Source organism: Geomonas ferrireducens (assembly GCF_004917065.1).
Classification (GTDB): Bacteria; Desulfobacterota; Desulfuromonadia; order Geobacterales; family Geobacteraceae; genus Geomonas; species Geomonas ferrireducens.
In genome coordinates this window covers 1,582,828-1,601,669 of record NZ_SSYA01000001.1, presented here as the reverse complement: position 1 = coordinate 1,601,669, position 18,842 = coordinate 1,582,828, and the positions used below count along the sequence as shown (strand labels likewise).

At 61.0% G+C, this 18,842-nt stretch carries 20 protein-coding genes; 5 read left to right on the top strand and 15 right to left on the bottom strand.

All coding sequences use genetic code 11. The features are described from left to right. Window positions 1-82: 82 nt before the first annotated feature. The 3 genes from E8L22_RS07005 to E8L22_RS06995 all read right to left on the bottom strand — a co-directional run bounded on the left by E8L22_RS07005 (window position 83) and on the right by E8L22_RS06995 (window position 4,197). Entirely contained in the window at window positions 83-1,519 is a 1,437-nt protein-coding gene (locus E8L22_RS07005) for a hypothetical protein (protein WP_136524476.1), read from the bottom strand. Between the two features lie 109 nt (window positions 1,520-1,628). Next, window positions 1,629-2,615, bottom strand: a complete 987-nt coding sequence (locus tag E8L22_RS07000; RefSeq protein WP_136524475.1) for a prenyltransferase/squalene oxidase repeat-containing protein — start codon at window positions 2,613-2,615, stop codon at window positions 1,629-1,631. A gap of 88 nt (window positions 2,616-2,703) precedes the next feature. Further along, window positions 2,704-4,197, bottom strand: coding sequence for a hypothetical protein (locus E8L22_RS06995; protein ID WP_136524474.1), 1,494 nt, complete (start codon window positions 4,195-4,197; stop codon window positions 2,704-2,706). Window positions 4,198-4,786: 589 nt separating this feature from the next. Between E8L22_RS06995 and E8L22_RS06990 the strand changes: the two genes are divergently transcribed. Continuing rightward, window positions 4,787-5,386: a DUF2845 domain-containing protein gene (locus E8L22_RS06990; protein WP_136524473.1), complete on the top strand. Its 600-nt coding sequence runs from the start codon at window positions 4,787-4,789 to the stop codon at window positions 5,384-5,386. Window positions 5,387-5,409: 23 nt separating this feature from the next. On the opposite strand, the gene E8L22_RS06985 is transcribed toward E8L22_RS06990, so the two are convergent. From E8L22_RS06985 to proB, 9 genes are all read right to left on the bottom strand, one after another. Next, window positions 5,410-6,147 carry a ComF family protein gene (locus tag E8L22_RS06985; RefSeq protein ID WP_136524472.1) on the bottom strand — a complete coding sequence of 246 codons (738 nt, stop codon included), beginning with the start codon at window positions 6,145-6,147 and terminating at the stop codon, window positions 5,410-5,412. Window positions 6,148-6,293: 146 nt separating this feature from the next. After that, the gene (locus E8L22_RS06980; RefSeq protein ID WP_136524471.1) at window positions 6,294-6,947 is read right to left on the bottom strand and encodes a lactate utilization protein; all 654 of its coding nucleotides are present in this window, start codon (window positions 6,945-6,947) and stop codon (window positions 6,294-6,296) included. Window positions 6,948-7,086: 139 nt separating this feature from the next. Further along, complete coding sequence (locus E8L22_RS06975; RefSeq protein WP_136524470.1) at window positions 7,087-7,749, bottom strand: flavodoxin family protein; 663 nt, start codon at window positions 7,747-7,749, stop codon at window positions 7,087-7,089. Window positions 7,750-7,805: 56 nt separating this feature from the next. Then, window positions 7,806-9,344, bottom strand: a complete 1,539-nt coding sequence (gene gpmI, locus E8L22_RS06970; RefSeq protein ID WP_136524469.1) for a 2,3-bisphosphoglycerate-independent phosphoglycerate mutase — start codon at window positions 9,342-9,344, stop codon at window positions 7,806-7,808. Window positions 9,345-9,436: 92 nt separating this feature from the next. After that, window positions 9,437-9,901, bottom strand: a complete 465-nt coding sequence (locus tag E8L22_RS06965; RefSeq protein WP_136524468.1) for a 23S rRNA (pseudouridine(1915)-N(3))-methyltransferase RlmH — start codon at window positions 9,899-9,901, stop codon at window positions 9,437-9,439. Next, window positions 9,898-10,284 carry a ribosome silencing factor gene (gene rsfS / locus E8L22_RS06960; RefSeq protein WP_136524467.1) on the bottom strand — a complete coding sequence of 129 codons (387 nt, stop codon included), beginning with the start codon at window positions 10,282-10,284 and terminating at the stop codon, window positions 9,898-9,900. Before rsfS ends, E8L22_RS06965 begins: the two co-directional genes overlap by 4 nt. Further along, window positions 10,274-10,924, bottom strand: coding sequence for a nicotinate-nucleotide adenylyltransferase (gene nadD, locus E8L22_RS06955; protein WP_136524466.1), 651 nt, complete (start codon window positions 10,922-10,924; stop codon window positions 10,274-10,276). The genes rsfS and nadD overlap by 11 nt, the downstream gene beginning before the upstream one ends. A 134-nt stretch (window positions 10,925-11,058) precedes the next feature. Further along, entirely contained in the window at window positions 11,059-12,315 is a 1,257-nt protein-coding gene (locus E8L22_RS06950) for a glutamate-5-semialdehyde dehydrogenase (RefSeq protein ID WP_136524465.1), read from the bottom strand. Window positions 12,316-12,465: 150 nt separating this feature from the next. Next, window positions 12,466-13,587: a glutamate 5-kinase gene (gene proB, locus E8L22_RS06945; protein ID WP_136524464.1), complete on the bottom strand. Its 1,122-nt coding sequence runs from the start codon at window positions 13,585-13,587 to the stop codon at window positions 12,466-12,468. A 145-nt stretch (window positions 13,588-13,732) separates the two neighbouring features. Between proB and E8L22_RS06940 the strand changes: the two genes are divergently transcribed. After that, window positions 13,733-14,218: a DUF2062 domain-containing protein gene (locus E8L22_RS06940; protein WP_136524463.1), complete on the top strand. Its 486-nt coding sequence runs from the start codon at window positions 13,733-13,735 to the stop codon at window positions 14,216-14,218. A 63-nt stretch (window positions 14,219-14,281) separates the two neighbouring features. Here the strand turns inward: E8L22_RS06940 and E8L22_RS06935 are convergent, their stop codons facing one another. Both E8L22_RS06935 and E8L22_RS06930 read right to left on the bottom strand, forming a co-directional pair. Then, on the bottom strand, window positions 14,282-15,283 hold the full coding sequence (locus E8L22_RS06935; protein WP_136524462.1) for an inorganic phosphate transporter: 1,002 nt from the start codon (window positions 15,281-15,283) through the stop codon (window positions 14,282-14,284). After that, a complete protein-coding gene (locus tag E8L22_RS06930; protein WP_136524461.1) occupies window positions 15,276-15,893 on the bottom strand; it encodes a DUF47 domain-containing protein in 618 nt (205 codons plus the stop codon). Before E8L22_RS06930 ends, E8L22_RS06935 begins: the two co-directional genes overlap by 8 nt. A 217-nt stretch (window positions 15,894-16,110) precedes the next feature. On the opposite strand from E8L22_RS06930, the gene radC reads away from it, so the two are divergent. From radC to E8L22_RS06915, 3 genes are read left to right on the top strand one after another with little or no spacing between them, the layout of a single operon-like run. After that, window positions 16,111-16,809 (top strand): RadC family protein, encoded by a 699-nt coding sequence (radC, locus tag E8L22_RS06925; RefSeq protein WP_136524460.1) that lies wholly within the window; start codon window positions 16,111-16,113, stop codon window positions 16,807-16,809. Window positions 16,810-16,825: 16 nt separating this feature from the next. Next, window positions 16,826-17,173 carry a hypothetical protein gene (locus tag E8L22_RS06920; RefSeq protein ID WP_136524459.1) on the top strand — a complete coding sequence of 116 codons (348 nt, stop codon included), beginning with the start codon at window positions 16,826-16,828 and terminating at the stop codon, window positions 17,171-17,173. A gap of 42 nt (window positions 17,174-17,215) precedes the next feature. Next, window positions 17,216-17,689, top strand: coding sequence for a hypothetical protein (locus E8L22_RS06915; RefSeq protein ID WP_136524458.1), 474 nt, complete (start codon window positions 17,216-17,218; stop codon window positions 17,687-17,689). A 456-nt stretch (window positions 17,690-18,145) separates the two neighbouring features. On the opposite strand, the gene E8L22_RS06910 is transcribed toward E8L22_RS06915, so the two are convergent. Beyond that, window positions 18,146-18,808: a DUF1318 domain-containing protein gene (locus E8L22_RS06910; protein ID WP_136524457.1), complete on the bottom strand. Its 663-nt coding sequence runs from the start codon at window positions 18,806-18,808 to the stop codon at window positions 18,146-18,148. Window positions 18,809-18,842 lie beyond the last annotated feature (34 nt).

The window sequence follows — 18,842 nt, the reverse complement described above, 5'->3', positions numbered from 1 at the left end:
ACGCCTGGAGCACGTCCTGGCCTTGGATACCGAAGTGCCGGGGCGGCAAGCCATGCAGCTTGCCGCCCCGCTTAGTGATTCATTACAGCTCGTGGGGGGGTACCGACCAGGTGGTCGATTTCTGGTAGTGGCAGACATCGCACACGCCCAGGGCGTAGCTCTTGTCCTTGCCGGTCGGGTACACCGCCTTGATGGCGCCCTGAAGCGTGGAGTTCTGGACGTTGTCCGGGGCGGAAGTAGACGGGTTTTCACCGTGCGGCATGCCGTGGCAGGTCTGGCAGAGCAGCACGCTGGTATAGTGGCCGCGTGCGTTGATGTACTTGCCGAACAGGTTCGGATCCCAGCTCACATTGGTCTTGTAGGTGTTTGCGCTGTGGCAGGCAAAGGCCGAGTTGACCCCCGGGCTCGGGTTGTAGCAGGTCGGCAGGGTTGCCTGCAGCCAAGGCTTCGCCAGCTGGTTGGTGGCCACCCTCTGGTTCAGGTTGCCGTGGCAGTCGGAGCACCAAATCGCCGTCTTGCCCTTGTGTGCACCACGGTAGCAGTTCACGTTGTTGCCGGGATGGCAATCATAGCAGTTGTTGGCGATGTTCGGGTCGTACTGGGTCAGCACCTTCTGGCTCTGGGAATGGAAGCGATGCAGCACGTCCGAGAAGGAATAGGCCGATTTTTTCAGCGTGAAGGTAGCCCCGGGGAGGAGTTTGGTTCCGGTGGGCCAGCCGGGTGCAGCGCTCTCGCCCATGGCCGGATCCCAGTGGCACCAGGAGCAGCGTACCGGACCGCCTTTGCCGTCACCGTCCGGATCGATCATGGAGATGTCTATCCCGCTGGAGTTCTGGCTGTGCATCTTGCCGAGATAGGCAAAGGAGCCGGCCGGGGTGGCAGGATAGCCGTTCTGGCTGGCCAAGGTGAGGTGGCAGGAGCAGCATCCGCCGAAGGCGACCGGGACCACCGTAGAAGTCGTTGCCACGACGGTGCCCGCCGTGTTTTTAACCGTAATGTTCGCGGTGAGATAGGGGTCGCGTTTCGGCCCGCCCAGCGGGTCGGTCATGATGTCCTTCGCGGTGTTGCCGGTGGTTACCGGATAGGCGGGGACGCCGGCTGCGACATAGGACATGGACTGGCTGTCATAGGACATGAGGTCAGCGATTCCCTTGCCGGTCAAGCCTTTGACCTTCCCATTCACCACAGGTTGGAATCCCGGGAACAGCTTGGGAGCGTTGGCGATCCAGCTGGAGAAGTAGGTGTCGGCCTGCAGGGTTGCGTCAGTCTCTTCCGCAAACGAGTAACTCACGGTGACGCCGGAGCTGACCACAATCGGCTTGTCACCACCGTACTGGATCACCTGGGCCCTGATCGTGTTGAATGGGGGCAGCAGCAGGAACCCCTCGAAGGTCGGGCAGGCACAGTGCATGCCGAGGTCATTGTTGGCGATGACTTTATAGGTGTACGCCGATGCCACACCGGCGAACGTGGTCAACGCGGCCAGTGTCGCGAGAGACCGTAAAACCGTCTTTTTCATCTTTTCCTCCGTGGTAAGAAAAATTGGAAAAACTCCCCCCGGTTGTTAGGCCCGTGGGGGGGCGGTGACGATGAGCCACCACCTGATCGGCACGACGGTGCTGAGCCCTTTACCTTTTTGCCACCAGGGGGATCCCCCCCTTCGCCTTTCCAATCTCGGTCAGGATCCGCAGCGCGGTAGTGGTGGAATCAGGGGTGGAGCCGTACCCCTCGAGGGGGCCGAAACCGCCGTTTACCTTGATGTACAGCCGCTTCATGAAATTCAGAGCGATCGCCTTGTCGACCCGGCTGCCGGCACCGACCTCCTTGAGGGCGCGGATGGAGTAAAGCTGCTCGTCGAGGTCAGGACGCTCCTTGCTCTTCTTGTCGAGATAAGGTGTCTTTCCCAGGAACTGCACCGCGTTTTTAGCGGTCGCCTCATCCAGGGCGCCCAGGGCGTTCAGGACGTAGGCCGCCATGTAGGTGCTGCGCGCATTGGCGACACCCACCCCTTTCTCCGGGCCGAAACCGCCGTCTTTTTTTGCGAAGCCCTTCACGTACTCAACCGTCTTCGCCTTTTCGACGGCATCGAGACCGCTCACCGCCTTCAGCACATGAACCGCGTAGTAGGTGGTGGCAAGCGAGGATTTTCTCGCTTCGGGGCTGAAGCCGAATCCGCCGTCCGCGTTCTTCAGCGACGCAGCGAAGCTCCTGACCTTGGCGCGATCGATGGCGTTGCCCGCATCGAGCAGCGCCAGGGTCTCCAGTGCGATGTCCGTGTAGAGGATCGACGCGTTCTTGTTGGCCTTTTCCGGGGAGAACCCGCCGTTTTTCTGCTGGCCGAGCTTCACGTTGACGATGATGGCGTTCTGTCTGCCGGCATCTATCTTTTCCCCCATGGCGAGCAGGGTGTAGACGTAGTCGTTGGCGATCACGGTGGCGACCGGGAAGTCCGGTCGTCCCTCCATCTCTCGGATGAAGGTACTGGTCTTCTTGAAATCGAATTCTGCGGCGTTCCCCTTTGCTCTCGCCTTCTCCTTCCCGAGCGCCGGAGCGGTCAGGGCGGCAAGAAGGACAATTGCTGCTACGGGGCGAAACATACGGCTTTTGATCAACATTGCATTTCTCCGTGTGCGGCGGATTTGAATGGGATTTGGATGGGGGGGAGGAAAATCCTCCCCCCCGGCAGCACTGCATTACATGAAATTAGAGATGCGGCGGAACGCCCCAAGTCGAGGTCTTGGTCGGGTGGCAGAAGTTGCAGACGCCGAGAGCGTAGGTTTTGTCCTTGCCGGCCGGGAAGCTGTAGCTGGTGCTACCCTGCAGGTTGGACAGCTGGGTGTTGTCAAGCGTCATGGTCGACGGTGCCTCGGCGTGTGCGGAGCCGTGGCAGGTCTGGCACTTGATGCTCCCCTTGTGACCGCGACCGTTGATGAACTTACCGAACAGGGTCGGGTTGGTCGGGTACACGGTGCCGTTCACGTCGGTGGTGGCGTGGCAGGCGAAGGCCGGGTTGGCACCGGCGCTTGCCGAGGTGCAGGACGGCAGGGTGGAAGCTTTCCACGGCTGGGTCAGCTGGCCGGCAGCGGTGCGCTGGTTCAGGTTGCCGTGGCAGTCAACACACCAGAGGGCGGTCTTAGCCTTGTGGGAACCACGGTAGCAGTTGACGTTGTTGCCCGGGTGGCAGTCGTAGCAGTTGGTGGCAACGTTGGCGTCGTACTGGGTGAGGACCTTAGTGCTCTGGCTGTGGAAGCGATGCAGCACGTCGGAGAAGGAGTACTGGGAAACCTTGATGTCAGCCTTGGTGAAGCCGGCGCCGGCCATGATCACGTAGTTCGGCCAGACGTTGGCAAGGCCCGGGGCTGCGGTCTCGCCCATCGCCGGATCCCAGTGACACCAGGAGCAGCGGATCGGGCCGGAAGCGCCGTCGCCGGTCGGGTCGAGGTAGTTGAAGTCGATCTTGCTGGAGTTCATCCCGTGCATCTTGCCGAGGTAGGCGAAGGAACCGGCAGACGTCGCCGGATAGCCGTTTGCTGCGGCCAGCGACAGGTGGCAGGAGCAGCAGCCGCCGAAGGCGACCGGGGTCACGGTGCTGGTCTGCGCCAGGATGGTGCCGGAGGCGTTTTTCACGTACACGTTGGTCATCGGGTACGGGTTGCGGTTCGCGCCACCCAGCGGATCGGTCATGACGTTCTTGGAGGAGTTCGCGTCAACCAGCGGGTACGCCGGGATGCCTACGGCGGTCCAGTCCTTCAGGGTGCTGTCGTAGGTCATGTTGCCGGAGATGCCGTTGCCGGCCAGGCCCTGGACCTTGCCGCCGGAAACCGGTACGAAGCCCGGGAAGAGTTTCGGAGCGTAGGTGATCCACTGCTGGAAGTAGGGGTCAGCCTGCAGGGTGGCTTCGGTGTTGTCGGCCATTGCATAGCTGACGGATACGCCGTAGGTGCCGGCATTGGTCGAATCGATGATGACGGGGTCGTTGCTGCCGTATCCCAGGACCTGAGCCCTGACCGTGTTGAACGGGGGAAGGAGCAGGAACCCGGCGAAGGTCGGGCAGGCGCAATGCATACCAAGGTCATTCCAGGCCACCACCTTGTAGGAGCTGGGGGTGGTGGTTCTGCCGGCAAGAGCCGGAGCGGCAACGGCGGTCAGAGCCGCTGCGGTCAAGGCCAGCGCAGGTACGAGTTTCTTCAATTTCATGCCTTGTGTTACCTCCTTTTTGATGTGAAACCATTCTCACCTTTGTCGGGGGGGGAGACCCCTCCGGTCCGCCTAGGGTGGGTACCTCACCCGACGGAACCGGCTACTGCTTGTGTCTGCACCCGGTATGCAGACGGTGCTCCTAATAGCAGGGAACATGCCAGTGGGGCAAAAGCCACTAACTCATTAAAAGAAGGCGACCAAAAACATAGGGTTTTCTCTATTAACGAGGGGCAAACCCCCCATAAGACAAATACCGACACCCAACCGGGGTTATTTTACGCAGAGGAAAAGGCCCCAGCGGCATAGGCACATCGCCCTAAGGCGCTTAAATCACAGCCCCATTGAGCCGCTCCCACCTTGTGATCCAGATCACAATATTCCACGACAAATCAGCATGATAGGGGTGTGTTCGAAAAGCACACCGGGTCCTGACTTCCCACTTGGGGCGGTCGCCTCACTACCGCCCAAAGGGCGGGCTTGCACAACGTTGTTTGTACATTGTTGATGGCGCTTTCGATTTTGTTGTGCTATTAGGTGGCGGACAAGTGGCCGCCCCCTGCGGCTGACTACGAAAAGAGGTGCGAACATGAGGAGTCGTAGTACGTGGTGCACTGTGGTAATCGCCGCGGCAGTGGCGGCGTTTCTGACCTTCCCCGCTGGTGGGAAGGCCGCCCCATGCAACCAGGAAATCCTGGTGGGACAGCCGATGGACGAGGTGGCGGCGCTGTGTCAGGTTCCTACCCTCAAGGACAAGCGTGATCTTTGGGAAGAGGAGTCGGACGGCAAAACTAAGCAGCGGAAGACGACGACCTACGAGGAATGGATCTTCGACACCGGCGCGCAGGAGTTCATGCAGAGCATCATCTTTCTCAACGGTAAAGTGGCCGAAACGCGCCTTTTGGGGTACGGCAGCATGCGCGACCCGATGATGCCCAACTGCCGCAACGGCGAGGGATTTGCCGTGGGCGACACCATGGTGGATGCCTATCTGAAATGTGGGGAGCCGCTTGCACGTGAGAAGCAGGCGGACAAGGTGGTGGAGAGTACCGACGGCGAGATCACCCGGCGTACTTCCGTAGCCGTGACGGATTGGACCTACCGCTATGGGCGGGATCTCCCCGGCTATACGATACGCTTCGAAGACGGCCGGATCACCGACATCCGCCAGCGCGAGTTCGGCAAATAGGCAAATAGGCAAAGCGGAAGGCGCTAAGGTTGAAGCCCTCGCGCCACGGTCACCGCGGCGACCGCCGCGACTTCAGCTTCCCGCAACGCATCCACACAGGCACGCATGGTGCTGCCGGTGGTAAGGACGTCGTCCACCAGCAGCACCCTCTTCCCAGCCAGGTTCTCGGGGTCGCGCACGCCGAAGGCCCCCCTCACGTTAGTCACCCTGTCCCCTGCATCAAGCCCAGTCTGTGGTTCCGTCCAGCGCCATCGGCACAAATTCCCCACCTGCTGCGGCGCGCCAAGCGTCCTCGCGAGCACCTCCGCGATCAGTTGCGACTGGTTGTAGCCGCGCTGCCTGAGTCTTTTGCGGTGTAGCGGCACCGGCACCACGCACTCCGGCGCGAAATCCTGCAGGAATATCTCCAGTCTCGGGAAGGCGAGGAGACCGAGCGGTTCGCTAAGGTGCGGCCTGTCGCGATACTTGAAACGATGGATCAATTCACGGACCGGCCCATCCAGGGCCGCAGCCGAGCGGCAGGTATGAAAAGGGGGGTGTTGCAGGCAGGCGCCGCAGGTATGGGAAGCGCCGCTTTCAGTGGCGAAGGGGATGCCGCAGGTGGTGCATAGGGGTGCTTCGAGGAAGTCGATCTTGGCGAGGCAGTCGTGGCAGATGAATGGGCGGGGGAGTCCGTGCTCCTCACCGCCCGGTGGGAGGTACGCCCTGCACACGTGGCACAGCGGCGGAAAGAAGAGGTCCAGCAGAGGGCGCAAGAACATGGAACCCCCAAAAGAACAGGTTCTACGTTCTAGGTTCTACGTTCTACGTTCAAAGGCAAACCCGTAGGAAAGCTGCCATGGAGTCTGTTGTGGGTTTTACGCAGAACGCAGAACGTAGAACGCAGAACGTAGAACGTCTTCAGCCGTTAAAGCCCCATATCCTCGTTCACCACGAGCACCTTGATGTCGGTGTTGCGCGGCTTCTTCTCGATGATGGTGGTCACGCGGCAGATGCGCTGCGGTGAATTGCAGTCCGAGCAGAAGCCGGTGGTGGTGCAGGGGGTGGAGAGGTTCAGCCGCTTCGCGTTGGGAGGCGCCGCATAGGTCCTCACCCGCTGCACCGCATCCTCTATGCTGCCCTCCACCAGCTTGTTCCGCCCCACCACGACGATCACCTTCTGCGGCCCGAAGAACATGGCCGCGGCACGGTTGCCGTTGCCGTCGATGTTGACCAGCACGCCGGAAAGGGTGACCGCGTTACTCCCGGTCAGGAAAAGGTCGCAGGTAAGCTGCCGCCTGGTGATGGCGAGCTTCTCCTCCGGGGAGAGACCGGGCGCACCGTGGTTCAGGATCTCCTTCCCCATCGCCTTCAGCTTGTCGGCAAGCTTCAAGTCCGCGATGGAGAGGGATCCGCCGAAACCTACGCTTTTCACCGGCTCGGACTCGTTCACGATGTAATGGAAGACCTCTTCGCCGTCATGGCAGTAGAGCGCGTCGAAGCCGTTTCTCTTCAGATTCTCCACCGCCTTCTTGCACTTCTGCGCGTAGGCCCAGTTGTTAAGCTCTTCGGTATTGCTCATGTTTTTCTCCAATGGACAAATCAACAATGGATAGGTGGACAACATCGCCGTTTTAGGACATACCCCCCTGCCCCCAGAGATGCAGTGGCACGCCCTCATCCGCCACTACGTGACACCTTCTCCCGGACGGAGAAGGACCTTACTTCTTCGCCAGGTATTCCTTCTCATACGGCCAGCACTCCCCCATGAAACCGATGAGGTGGCTCATGCGCTCCTTGAAGCCGAGGCGGAAGCCGTCCTGCTCGGGGAAGGAGCGCTTCTCGCGCACGCTGTCGCAGAGCTCCTTGCCGAGTGCGCGCGCCTTCTGGAACAGCGCCTCCTGGTCGGGGAACATGCGCGGCCCCATCCCCGGGGAGCCGATGCTCCCAACGTTCTGGGCACCCATGGCGTTGACGATGCGCTGCATGTACTCGAGCGGCTCTTCGTCCCCTCCGCCGCCGGAGGTCTCCACCAGCGCCGAGTACTTCCCTTCCAGGGCGGTGAGGTGAATGAGGCCGTTGCAGCGGTCGAGAAACGCCTTCAACTGCGCCGAGATGCTCAAAAGGTAATTCGGGGTCGCGAGGATGAATGCGTCCGCCGCCATGAGTTTGTCTTTGATGATTTCGTAGTCGTCCTTCACAGGGCAGATGCCCACCTTGTGGCAGGCATCGCAGGCGACGCACGGCTTGATCGGGGTTTCCGAGAGCGAGACCACCTCGATGTCGGCTCCGGCCTGGGCCGCGCCCGCCATCACCTCTTCCAAAAGCCTGCCGGTGGTGCCGTTCATCCCACGGGGGCTGCCGTTAATGGCAAGAATCTTCATGCTGTTTTCTCCTTGTCAGTCAGACCAGCGCAACTGGCTGGGAAAAGCTCCAAAAGCTAGTGCACCAGCAAACTCTTCCCGGTCATCTCCTTGGGCTGCGGCAGGCCGAGCAGCTCCAGCATGGTGGGTGCGAGGTCGGCGAGCACGCCGGCACGCAGCTTCACGTCCTTCCTCGCCTCGTCGACCAGCACTACCGGCGCCATGTCGCAGGTGTGGGCAGTGTGCGGTCCACCCTGCTCGTCCTGCATCATCTCCGCGTTGCCGTGGTCGGCGGTGATTATGGTGATGCCACCCTTCTCACGCACCTTCTGCACCAGCTTGCCGACACACTCGTCGACCGCCTCGACCGCCTTAACCGCGGCGGCGAAGATCCCGGTGTGACCGACCATGTCCGCGTTGGCGAAGTTCAGGATGATGACGTCGTACTTGTCCTCGTCAAGCCGCTTCATGAGCTCATCGGTGACGAGGTACGCGCTCATCTCCGGCTTCTGGTCGTAGGTCGCCACCTCCTTCGGGGAAGGAACTAGGGCGCGGTCCTCACCGGGAAACGCCTCCTCCCGGCCACCGTTGAAGAAGAAGGTGACGTGGGCGTACTTCTCGGTCTCGGCGATGCGCAACTGGGTCAGACCGGCATTGCTGACCACCTCCGGGAAGATGTTGACCAGCTCCTCCGGGCCGAAGGCGACGGGAAGGTCGAAGGTCTCGTCGTAGCTGGTCATGCAGACGTAGGAGGCAAGCCTCGGCCATACATCGCGGGTAAAGCCGCTGAAATCGGGATCGGTGAAGGCGCGGGTGATCTCGCGGGCGCGGTCGGAGCGGAAGTTGAAGAAGATGAAGCCGTCCCCGTCCTGCATCCTCCCCACCGGGATACCCCCGTTCATGATCACGCTTGGCAAAACGAACTCGTCGGTGACCCCGTCGGCGTAGCTCTGCCTGATGGCGGCCTCGGCACTCGGGAAGGGATTCCCCTCGCCGGAGACCATGGCGCGGTACGCCTTCTCGACGCGGTCCCAGCGGTTGTCGCGGTCCATGGCGTAGTAACGGCCGATCACCGTGGCGATCCTGCCGCAGCCAATGCGCGCGATCTCCTTCTCCAGTTTGCGCAGGTAATCGGCACCGCTTTGAGGCGGGGTATCGCGGCCGTCCAGCAGGCAGTGCACGAAGACTTCTGAGACGCCCTGGCGCTTGGCCATCTCGATGAGGGAGTAAAGATGGGTGTCGTGGGAGTGCACGCCGCCGTCGGAGAGAAGACCGGCGAGGTGCAGCCTGCCGGTCCCAGCCTTCGCCTTCTCCATGCAGGCGATGAGCGCCGCGTTGGTGAAGAAGTCGCCGTCTACGATCGACTTGCTGATCCTGGTAAGGTCCTGGTACACCACGCGGCCGGCTCCGATGTTGGTGTGGCCGACCTCGGAGTTCCCCATCTGTCCGGCGGGAAGCCCCACCGCGAGACCGGAGCCGTCGATCTGACCGGAGGGATACTCCGCGGTCAGGCGGTTCATGTTGGGGGTAGCGGCCTGGGCGACGGCGTTGGCTTCCGTTTCGGGGTTGATCCCCCAGCCGTCAAGGATCATCAAGAGCAGAGGCTTCTTCGGCATGGCATTCTCCCTCATTAGAAATATTAGATCCAATTAAAAAAGGTGAAGCTGGAAGTCTTCACCTTTGTGTTCAACATGTTCAGCAACTTGCGTTACTCATGATGGTACGGCTCACCGTTCATTATGGTGAAGCCGCGGTAGATCTGCTCAAGAAGGAACACCCGGACCATCTGGTGCGTGAAGGTCATCTTGGAGAGCGAGATCGACTTGAAGGCCTCCTTGCGGAAGCCGTCGGTGAAGCCGTAGGCGCCACCGATTGCGAAGACGAGGTCCTGGGTCCCCTGGTCGCGGTTTCTGGAGAGAAAGGAGGCGAACTCGGGGGAGCTCATCTGCTCGCCCCGCTCGTCGAGGAGCACCAGCCTCCCCCCCTTAGGGAGGAGCTTGGTGAGCCGCTCGCATTCGCGCTCGCGCATGGCGGCAGCCTGTGCGCCCTTCTCCTCGCGGGCTTCCATGATCTCCAGCGGCGCGTAACGCCTCACCCTTCCCGCGTACTCATCGATGCCGGTGCGGACCCAGCTCTCCTGGGTCTTGCCGACCCAAAGGAGCTTAAGTCTCATTTTTCCTTATGCTCCCAGAGGTACTCCTCGGGGATCTCTACCTTGGGCGCCCTCGACCAGAGTTCGTCCAGGTTGTAGATGGCGCGGACTTCCTCCTGGAAGAGGTGCACGATGACGTCCCCAAAGTCGACGACGATCCAGCGCCCTTCGTCGTACCCTTCGGTGTCGATCGCCTGGTCGATCGGCTTGAGCCCCTGCTTGACCGAGTCGGCCATGGCCTGCACCTGGCGATCGGAGCGCCCGGTGGCGAGCACCAGGTAGTCAGCGATGCTGGAGATGTTCTTGATCTCGAGCACCTTGACGTTGAGCGCCTTCTTGTCCAGCGCGAATGCCGCACATTTCACGGCGCGTTCCACGGCCGGAATTACCACTTTATCTTGCATCAACGTATAACCCTTGTTCCTTTATGTAGTGCTCGACGGCCTCCGGAAGGAGGTACCTGATCGAGCGGCCCGCCTTAACGAGCCGGCGGATGTGGCTTGAAGATATGTCGAGCAGCACGCCGTCCAATGCATAAACACAGTGCCCGGAGCTGTGATTCAGGCGTTTAGCCGCCGAATCATAGCAGAACTCACCTGCTATGGCAACAGGGAGGGCCTTGGCGAGACTGGTGATGGTGGAGCCGGGACGCTGAACGCTCACCACGTTGCAAAGCGTGAAGATCTCGTCGTAACGATGCCAGGCGGCGATGTCGTTGAAGGAGTCGGCGCCGATGATGAAGAAGAGTTCGTCCTCCGGTCGCTCGGCGCGCAACTGGCGCAGGGTGTCTACCGAATAGGAGCGACCGCCGCGAATCGCTTCCATGTCCGACACCTCGAAACTCGGGTTGTCGGCGACCGCCAGGCGCACCATCTCGAGACGACTCGCAAAGGAAAGCTCCCCCACCTGCGGTTTGTGCGGCGGAGTCGCCGCCGGGATGAAGATGACCCGGTCCAGTTGGAACAGGTCGCGCACCTCCTCGGCGATGCGCAGGTGCGCGTTATGGATCGGGTTGAACGTGCCGCCCAGTATCCCAATTTTCATTGTCATGGCTCCAGTAGTGGAGGAAGACCAAGGCTTTAACGCAAAGGCGCCAAGGCGCGGAGTCGCCAAGAAACCACTTCTTGTTGCTTTTCAACTTTGCGTCTTTGCGGCTCTGCCTCTTTGCGTTGAAGCTTTTAAGACCGCACCTGACCCGAGCCGTACACGATGAACTTCGTGGTGGTGAGGTCGGTGAGCCCCATCGGGCCGAAGGAATGAAGCTTCGTAGTCGAGATGCCGATCTCCGCTCCCAGGCCAAGCTGGTTGCCGTCCGAGAAGCGGGTCGAGGCGTTCACCATGACTACCCCCGAGTTCACCTCGCGGATGAAGCGCTGGGCGTTGGCGTAGTCGCCGGTGATGATGGACTCGGTGTGCAGCGAGCAGTAACGGTTGATGTGGTCGATGGCGGCATCCATCCCATCCACCACCCGCGCAGCCAGGATCAGCTCCAGGTATTCGGCGTACCAGTCCTCCTCGGTCGCCGCCCCGGCCTGCGGTGCAAACTTGCGGAATGCCTCATCGCCCCGCACCTCCACCTTCTGCTCGGAAAGCGCCTGGTAAATGAAGGGGACGAAGCGCTCCGCGACGTCCTTGTGGATGAGCAGGGTCTCCAGGGCGTTGCAGACGCCGGGGCGCTGCACCTTCGCATTGATGATGATGTCGCGCGCCATGTCGAAGTCGGCGGTTGCGTCCACGAAGATATGGCAGACCCCCTTGTAGTGCTTGATGACCGGGATCTTCGAGTTCTCGACCACGAAGCGGATCAGGCTCTCGCCCCCCCTCGGGATGATCACGTCGATGAACTCCTCCTGTTTGAGCATCTCGGTCACCCCCTCGCGCTCAGTGAAGGGGATGAGCGACAGGGCTGCCGCCGGGATATTGCGTTTGGCGAGTTCGGCTTTCAGGATCTCCGCGATGGCGAGGTTCGAGTGGATCGCCTCGGAGCCGCCGCGCAGCACCACGGCGTTGCCGCTTTTAAGGCAGAGCACCGCGGCGTCGGAAGTAACGTTCGGGCGGGACTCGTAGATGATGCCGATTACCCCGAGCGGAATGCGCATCTTGCCGACCATGAGGTCGTTGGGGCGCTTCCACATGCCGGTCACCTCCCCCACCGGGTCGGGGAGTGCCGCGACCTCGCGGATGGCGTCCGCCATCCCCTTGATGCGCACCTCGTTCAACATGAGGCGGTCCAGCATGGCAGCGGAAAGGCCGCGCTCTTTGCCGGCTTCGAGGTCCTTCTTGTTTTCGGCGATGATCTGCTCGCAGTTATTCACCAGTCCGTGCGCCATGTCGAGCAGGAGCTCGTTTTTGACGGCGGAAGAGAGTTTCGCCATGGCGAAGGAAGCCTGCCTGGCCTCGGCGGCGATGGTGCGGATCTGTTCGGCGACTGACATGTGTACCTCCAACTTTTGTAAGGCTGAAACCCAACCTCTCACCCCGCCTCTTTCCCGCCTGCGGCCCGAAATCATTCGAGACCAAGGCCCGGAGGGCGAGGGGGTTCAGATTGTAACGTAGAACGTTGAACGCAGAACGTAGAACGGCTTCTAGAGTATGACCAAGTTGTCCCGGTGGATGACGTCGTCCCCGTACCTAAAGCCCAGGATCTCCTCGATCTCCCCGCTCTTGTGCCGGCAGATCTTCTCGATCTCCTGGCTGGAATAATCGACGATGCCGCGGGCGAACTCGATCCCCTCGGTGTCGAGCACTCTGACGCAGGCCCCGCGGGCGAAGCGCCCCTCGACCTTCACGATCCCGGACGGGAGGAGGCTCCTGCCGTGGGTGGCGAGGGCCCCCTTGGCGCCGGCATCGACAACGAGGTTACCTGCCGGCTTGATGGTGAAGGCGATCCAGTGCTTGCGGCGGTTCAGCGCTTCGCCTGCCGGCAGAAACAGCGTACCGACAAGCTCCCCGCTCATGACGCGGGCGAGGTTCCCCTCACCCTTCCCTGCGAAGATGATGGCGGCGACGCCCGACTTCACCACCTTTTTCGCCGCCGCGAGCTTGGTTGCCATGCCGCCGGTCCCGACGTTCGTGCCGCTCCCCCCCGCGCCGCGCTCCATTTCCCGGGTCACCGCCCCCACCTGGTGGATGAGGGTCGCCGCCGGGTCGGTACGCGGGTCGGCGGTGTAGAGACCGTCGATGTCGGTCATGATCAGAAGGAGCTGCGCCTCCACGAGGTTCGTGACGAGGGCGGAGAGGTTGTCGTTGTCGCCGAACTTCAGCTCATCGACGACGACCGTGTCGTTCTCGTTGATGACCGGGATGATGCCGCAGGAAAGCAGCGTATCAAGGGTGCCGCGCGCATTCTGGAAGCGGCGCCGGTTGGCCAAGTCGTCCCGGGTCAAGAGGATCTGGGCGACCTTCAGGTCGTAGCCGGAGAAGGCCTCCTCGTAGGCGCGCATCAGGCGGGACTGCCCGACGGCTGCGGCGGCCTGCTTCTGCGGAAGGGTGCGCGGTCGATCCGGCAGCCCGAGGGCGGGACGCCCCGCCGCCACCGCACCGGAGGAGACCACGACCACCTCGATCCCCTTCGCGCGCAGCCCCGCGATCTGTGAGGCCAAGCCGTTCAGGAAAACCGGGTCGACCCCGTTATCCTCACAGGTCAACACCCCGGAGCCGATCTTCACCACTATTCTCTTCACTTTTTTGAGCAGTTCTTTACGCATGCAGGGTTCCGATAACGTTTAGTAAAGGCCAGGATACTAACACGATTCATACTCGGTGGCAATTTTCTTAAGGAAAGCCACGGCTCAAACTCATTGACAAAGACCGGGGCGGTCTTTAGACTGTGCGACATTCTCGAGGTGACTGTTGCTGAACAAAGAGCTGTGGAAAAAACGGATTTACAGCATTCTTTCGCTAGACAACCATCCGGGGCACATCGCCGCCGGGTTCGCTGTCGGCGTCTTCATAAGCTTCACCCCGTTCTTCGGCCTCCACACCGCACTTGCCGTAGCAGCCGCCTTTCTCTTCCGACTTAACAAGCTCACCTGCATCACCGGCGCCTGGGTCAACACCCCCATCACTATGGTTCCCGTTCTAGGCGTCAGTTACAAGCTGGGAGCCTTCTTGCGCGGACGTCCCATCAAGGACCTTCCCGTTTCCGGTGCGCTCGAGTGGCACAACCTGGAGCGCTACGCCAAGTCGCTGGTCCTCGGTTCCTCCATCCTCGGCTTCGTCGCCGCCGTCGTCTCCTACTTCCTCTGCTACTATCTGGTGCTCCGCTTCCGCGCCAAGGACGCCACCCAGGCGGAGCAGGCTGAAGAGATGGACAAGGTCGGCGAAGAGTTGGAATAGCCAAAAAAAATCGGGAGCGGCCTCACAGCCACCCCCGATTCACATCCCGATTTCCTTCCTGCTTTACTTACCCAGAAACGGCGAGAAAACGGTGTAGCTGACAAAGCCGACCGAGGCCGATGCTGGTATGGTGATGATCCATGCCAGGACGATGCGGTAGGCGACCGCCCAGTTCACCGCCGAGATCCTTTTCGAGAGCCCCACGCCGAGAATGGAAGAGGTGATGACGTGCGTGGTCGAGGTGGGAAGCCCCATGGCCGAGGCGCCCAGGATGACCCCGGCGGAAGCGGTCTCCACGCAGAAGCCGTGCACGGGCTGCAGCTTCACGAAGTCGTGCCCGACCGTCTTGATGATCCTCCAGCCGCCCGCGGCGGTGCCAAGGCCCATGGCCACGGCGCAGGAGATCTTGACCCAGTTGGGAACGTCGAAGGTGGCGAGGGAGCCGTAGCTCACAAGGGCCATGGTGATGACCCCCATGGACTTCTGGGCGTCGGCGGTGCCGTGCGAGAAGGCCATCACCGCGGCGGAGAGGATCTGCAGCTTGCGGAACACCTTGTTCAGGTTGTAGGGAGCCTTGTTCCTGAAAATCCACATCATCCCCACCATGAACATGAAACCGAAGAAGGCGCCGGCGATCGGGGAAACGACGAGAACGGTGACGATCTTCTTAAGCCCGGCCCAGTGCAGCGCGCCGGTCCCGGCATGCGCGACCACCGACCCGACCAGGCCGCCGATGATGGCGTGCGAAGAGGAGGACGGGAGCCCGTAGTACCAGGTGATCAGGTTCCAGATGATCGCCCCGAAGATGCCGGCCAAGACCACCACCTGGGTGATGTTGTTGGCGTCGACGATCCCCTTGCCGATGGTCGCGGCAACCTTGGTGGAGATCATCGCCCCGACGAAGTTCAGCCCGGCCGCCATGAAGATGGCGGTCCTCACGGTGAGGGCCCGCGTGGAGACGCAGGTTGCGATGGCGTTGGCGGTATCGTGGAAGCCGTTGATGTAGTCGAACAACAAGGCCGCGCCGATGACCGCGACCAGCAGGACCAGGGTTACCTCAGGCATTTTTTACCACCACGCTTTCCAGGATGTTCGCGGCATCCTCGCACTTGTCCGTCGCAGTCTCGAGGGTCTCGTAGATCTCCTTCCACTTGATGAGCTGGATCGGATCCTTCTCCTCGGCGAAGAGACGGCTGATCGCCTCGCGGCAGACGCGGTCCGCCTCGTTCTCCAAGGCGTTGACCTCGATGCAGTAAGCGCTGATCGGCTCGAGTTTGCCGCCGAGCAGGGCGACCGTCTTGTCGATGGTCTGGCAGGATTTGAGGATGAGGAAGGCGAGTTCTTTCGACTCGGGAGTCGGCTTGGAGACGTTGTACATGACGAAGCGTTGCGCGGAGGCATCGATCAGGTCGAGGATGTCGTCAAGGGCCGAGGAGAGAGCGTAGATGTCCTCGCGGTCGAAGGGGGTGATGAAGCTCTTGTTCAGCTTCTTGATGATGTCGTGGGTGATGGTGTCGCCCTTGTGCTCGACCTCTTTGATCTTGCGCTGGCTGGCCACCGGATCGTCAAAGTTATCCAGCATGTCCTTAAGGAGTTGTGCCCCCTCGATGATGTTGTGAGACATATCCCTGAACATGGCGAAAAACTTTTCATCTTTCGGTATCAACCCAAACATTTAATCCTCCGATCAGTGTCGGCCCCAGGCCGAATCTAGTTGCAAACTGGGGAGATATAGCACATCCGCGACAAATATTAAACAATGAATTACGTAATGCAACCGCACTAATTAGCGACTCGGCGTTTACCATTGCGCGCCCAGAGGGACTGGCGCCACGCCGCCGCCTGTGTATTATTTATCCTTAATTTTTTAACACCGTGGTCCGGGAGGACACATGAGCGGCGGTATCAAGTCGTGGCCCGTGGCGGAACGTCCACGGGAAAAGCTGATGCGGAAAGGGGCCTCGGCCCTGTCCGAAGCCGAACTGCTCGCGCTGATCCTAGGGAGCGGGGACGCCGCAAGCGGCCGGAGTGCTATCGACCTCGGCCGCGAACTCATGCTCCAGTTCAAGTCGTTGCGTGCCCTGGCCGATGCCTCGTGCCTTGAGATCCAGCAGGTGAAGGGGATCGGCCCGGCCAAGGCCACCTGCATCCTCGCCGCCCTCGACCTATCCAGGCGCATCCGCGAAAAGGAGGGGCGCCCCATCGAGTCCTTCGTCCGCTTCACCTCCGCCTCCCAGGTCTTCGAACAGCTGAACCACGAGTTCCGGGACCGCCACACGGAACATTTCATGGTGCTCCTGCTCGACGGCAAAAACCGCATCATCACCCGTGCACAGATCTCGGAGGGATCGCTGAACCAAAGCATCGTGCACCCCCGCGAGGTGTTCAACGCGGCGGTGCGCCAGTCTGCGGCGGCGATGATCCTTCTGCACAACCACCCGACCGGCGACCCTACTCCCAGCCCCGAGGATCTCGAGGTTACCCGTCGTCTCTGCGAGGCGGGACAGCTAATGGGGATCCGCGTGCTCGACCACATCATCATCGGGGAAAACGAGTTCTACAGTTTTGCCGACCACGGGCAGCTCCAGTAGTGACACGGGAGGCTCCATGCTGGACACGGTCGCACTCTTTCAAGGCGGGTACTTCTTCATCACCGGGATATGGCCCATCTTCAGCATCCACAGCTTCATGGCGGTCACCGGCCCGAAGACGGACCTTTGGCTCGTGAAGACGGTCGGTCTCGTACTGGCGGTGATCGGACTCGCACTTCTCATCGCGGGGGCGCGCTCCGAAGTCGCTCTACCCGTGGTAGTTCTCGCCACCGGCAGCGCCGCTGCCCTTGCCGCAATCGACGTCGTCTATGCGATCAAAAAGGTTATAGCGCCGGTATATCTGCTGGACGCGGTGCTGGAAGCCGCCTTGATCGCATGGTGGAGCGTCGCGCTGTTCCTGTAGAGGCCGCAGCGAAGAGTCCACAGCACACAAAAAGGAGAAGACATGCGCAAATCCATCGTTACGCAGGAAAGCCCGGACGCCACCAGAAAGGGGATCAACTGGTTGGATATCGAGAGCATCGCGCGGGTCGAAATCACCTCGGAGGACCCGCTGCAGCCGATCGAGTCGGCGCTGCAGCCCATCGGTGCCCCCGGATGGTGTGCCGACGCATCAGGCCCCCAGCGGATCCGCGTGCTGTTCGACCACCCCCAGAGGATTTCCCGGGTCTACCTGCTCATCAGCGAGGAAGAGGTCGGCAGGACCCAAGAGTTCGTGTTGCGCTATGCGCAGGACGGAGGCGAGACCTTCCGCGAGATCGTGCGGCAGCAGTTCACCTTCGCCCCTCCCGGCACCACGGTCGAACAGGAGGAATACCAGGTGGAACTGGCCGGGGTGACGGCGCTCGAGCTGGAAATCGTTCCCGATCTTTCCGGAGGAACGGCGAAAGCTAAGCTTGGAAGGCTGCTCTTCGCCTGAAAGGCGGAATCCGGACAAAAAAAAAGCGCCGAAGCGAAAGGAGGACTCCACCGTCGGCGCAAAAGTTGGGTTTTGTTTGGTCGAACGGCTCGTTTCGCCCGCTCTTGCCTTCACTATTACAAGAGCGATGCCAACTGTATCGGCAGACAAAACTTTTCTAAACTGGTTGATTTATAAAGGAAAAGATCCAACGCGCACCGAGCTGCCCGCCAACAGGCAAAGTTCAACTTCTGCACAGTAAAGGTTGGGCGGCCCCGGCTATCCGCGCTAAGTAATCACAACTTATAGCCTTTGCAGTTTTTGAACAGCAGTTCAAAACTTGCACACTCAGTTGCACCACCTGGATCCCTCCTTTCAGGCCGGCTTCACTTTCATCTAACAGCTGGAAATAAAGGAGGCCACGTGATCGTACGTGGCCTCCTCGGTCAAACCTCTCTTTTTCGGCTCGGCTTGCCGCTACTTCTGCACCCAGCGGTCGTTTTGCAGCTGCACCCACCATCCGGGCTGGGCCGCCTCACGCTTCGTCTCGGCGAAGGTTGCCGCCGCTTTCCCCAATACCTGATTCATCGCCTCCTTGCTCTCCTTCTGCTTTTGCAGCTTGAGAATCGCCTTCGCCATGCTCGTCACGACGACCTTGCGGCTCTGGTTTTCCGAGGAGACCAGCGCCTCGTCCTGCGGGGCGAGCTTCCCTTTGGCCGAAGGAGGTATCACAACGAGACCCTGCTTGGAGAGGCCGACGGCGCCACTGGCAAAAAGCGTGTTCAGCCGCGGGAGCCGCTTGCTCATGTCGTCGTAGGCCTTCAGCACCTGTGGCATGCTCGAGAGCTCGACGGCCAGGGCATCGGCGTCGGCATCGGTGTCGGCCGCATAAGCCGCGGTGACCAGTGAGAAATCAAAGACCCGGCTCTGCGGCTTATCCTGCGGCGCGGCGGGCGGCACCCCGGGAGGAACTTTCTGGCTGCCGGGAGCCTCACCGGTTTTCAGCAGCATGTCGTCGAGGGACTTGTACGCCTCCTTGGCAGCCTTCTCCGGAAAATAGACGTTCACCGTGATCACCGCACACGCGGCAAGGAAAATACAGGAAACAGAGAACAGCAGCTTGATCAGTTTCGTTTTCATAAAGGCCTCCGGCGTTAGTATCGTCGTTCATGAA

Bases quoted from the DNA above. Each gene is read 5' to 3' on its own strand.
- E8L22_RS06910 (WP_136524457.1), bottom strand. From the start codon at position 18,808: ATGAAAACGAAACTGATCAAGCTGCTGTTCTCTGTTTCCTGTATTTTC.
- rsfS (WP_136524467.1), bottom strand. From the start codon at position 10,284: ATGCAAGATAAAGTGGTAATTCCGGCCGTGGAACGCGCCGTGAAATGT.
- E8L22_RS06930 (WP_136524461.1), bottom strand. From the start codon at position 15,893: ATGTTTGGGTTGATACCGAAAGATGAAAAGTTTTTCGCCATGTTCAGG.
- proB (WP_136524464.1), bottom strand. From the start codon at position 13,587: ATGCGTAAAGAACTGCTCAAAAAAGTGAAGAGAATAGTGGTGAAGATC.
- E8L22_RS06995 (WP_136524474.1), bottom strand. From the start codon at position 4,197: ATGAAATTGAAGAAACTCGTACCTGCGCTGGCCTTGACCGCAGCGGCT.
- E8L22_RS06965 (WP_136524468.1), bottom strand. From the start codon at position 9,901: ATGAGACTTAAGCTCCTTTGGGTCGGCAAGACCCAGGAGAGCTGGGTC.
- E8L22_RS07000 (WP_136524475.1), bottom strand. From the start codon at position 2,615: ATGTTGATCAAAAGCCGTATGTTTCGCCCCGTAGCAGCAATTGTCCTT.
- nadD (WP_136524466.1), bottom strand. From the start codon at position 10,924: ATGAAAATTGGGATACTGGGCGGCACGTTCAACCCGATCCATAACGCG.
- E8L22_RS06915 (WP_136524458.1), top strand. From the start codon at position 17,216: ATGCGCAAATCCATCGTTACGCAGGAAAGCCCGGACGCCACCAGAAAG.
- E8L22_RS07005 (WP_136524476.1), bottom strand. From the start codon at position 1,519: ATGAAAAAGACGGTTTTACGGTCTCTCGCGACACTGGCCGCGTTGACC.
- E8L22_RS06980 (WP_136524471.1), bottom strand. From the start codon at position 6,947: ATGAGCAATACCGAAGAGCTTAACAACTGGGCCTACGCGCAGAAGTGC.
- E8L22_RS06975 (WP_136524470.1), bottom strand. From the start codon at position 7,749: ATGAAGATTCTTGCCATTAACGGCAGCCCCCGTGGGATGAACGGCACC.
- E8L22_RS06920 (WP_136524459.1), top strand. From the start codon at position 16,826: ATGCTGGACACGGTCGCACTCTTTCAAGGCGGGTACTTCTTCATCACC.
- E8L22_RS06990 (WP_136524473.1), top strand. From the start codon at position 4,787: ATGAGGAGTCGTAGTACGTGGTGCACTGTGGTAATCGCCGCGGCAGTG.
- E8L22_RS06950 (WP_136524465.1), bottom strand. From the start codon at position 12,315: ATGTCAGTCGCCGAACAGATCCGCACCATCGCCGCCGAGGCCAGGCAG.
- E8L22_RS06935 (WP_136524462.1), bottom strand. From the start codon at position 15,283: ATGCCTGAGGTAACCCTGGTCCTGCTGGTCGCGGTCATCGGCGCGGCC.
- radC (WP_136524460.1), top strand. From the start codon at position 16,111: ATGAGCGGCGGTATCAAGTCGTGGCCCGTGGCGGAACGTCCACGGGAA.
- E8L22_RS06985 (WP_136524472.1), bottom strand. From the start codon at position 6,147: ATGTTCTTGCGCCCTCTGCTGGACCTCTTCTTTCCGCCGCTGTGCCAC.
- gpmI (WP_136524469.1), bottom strand. From the start codon at position 9,344: ATGCCGAAGAAGCCTCTGCTCTTGATGATCCTTGACGGCTGGGGGATC.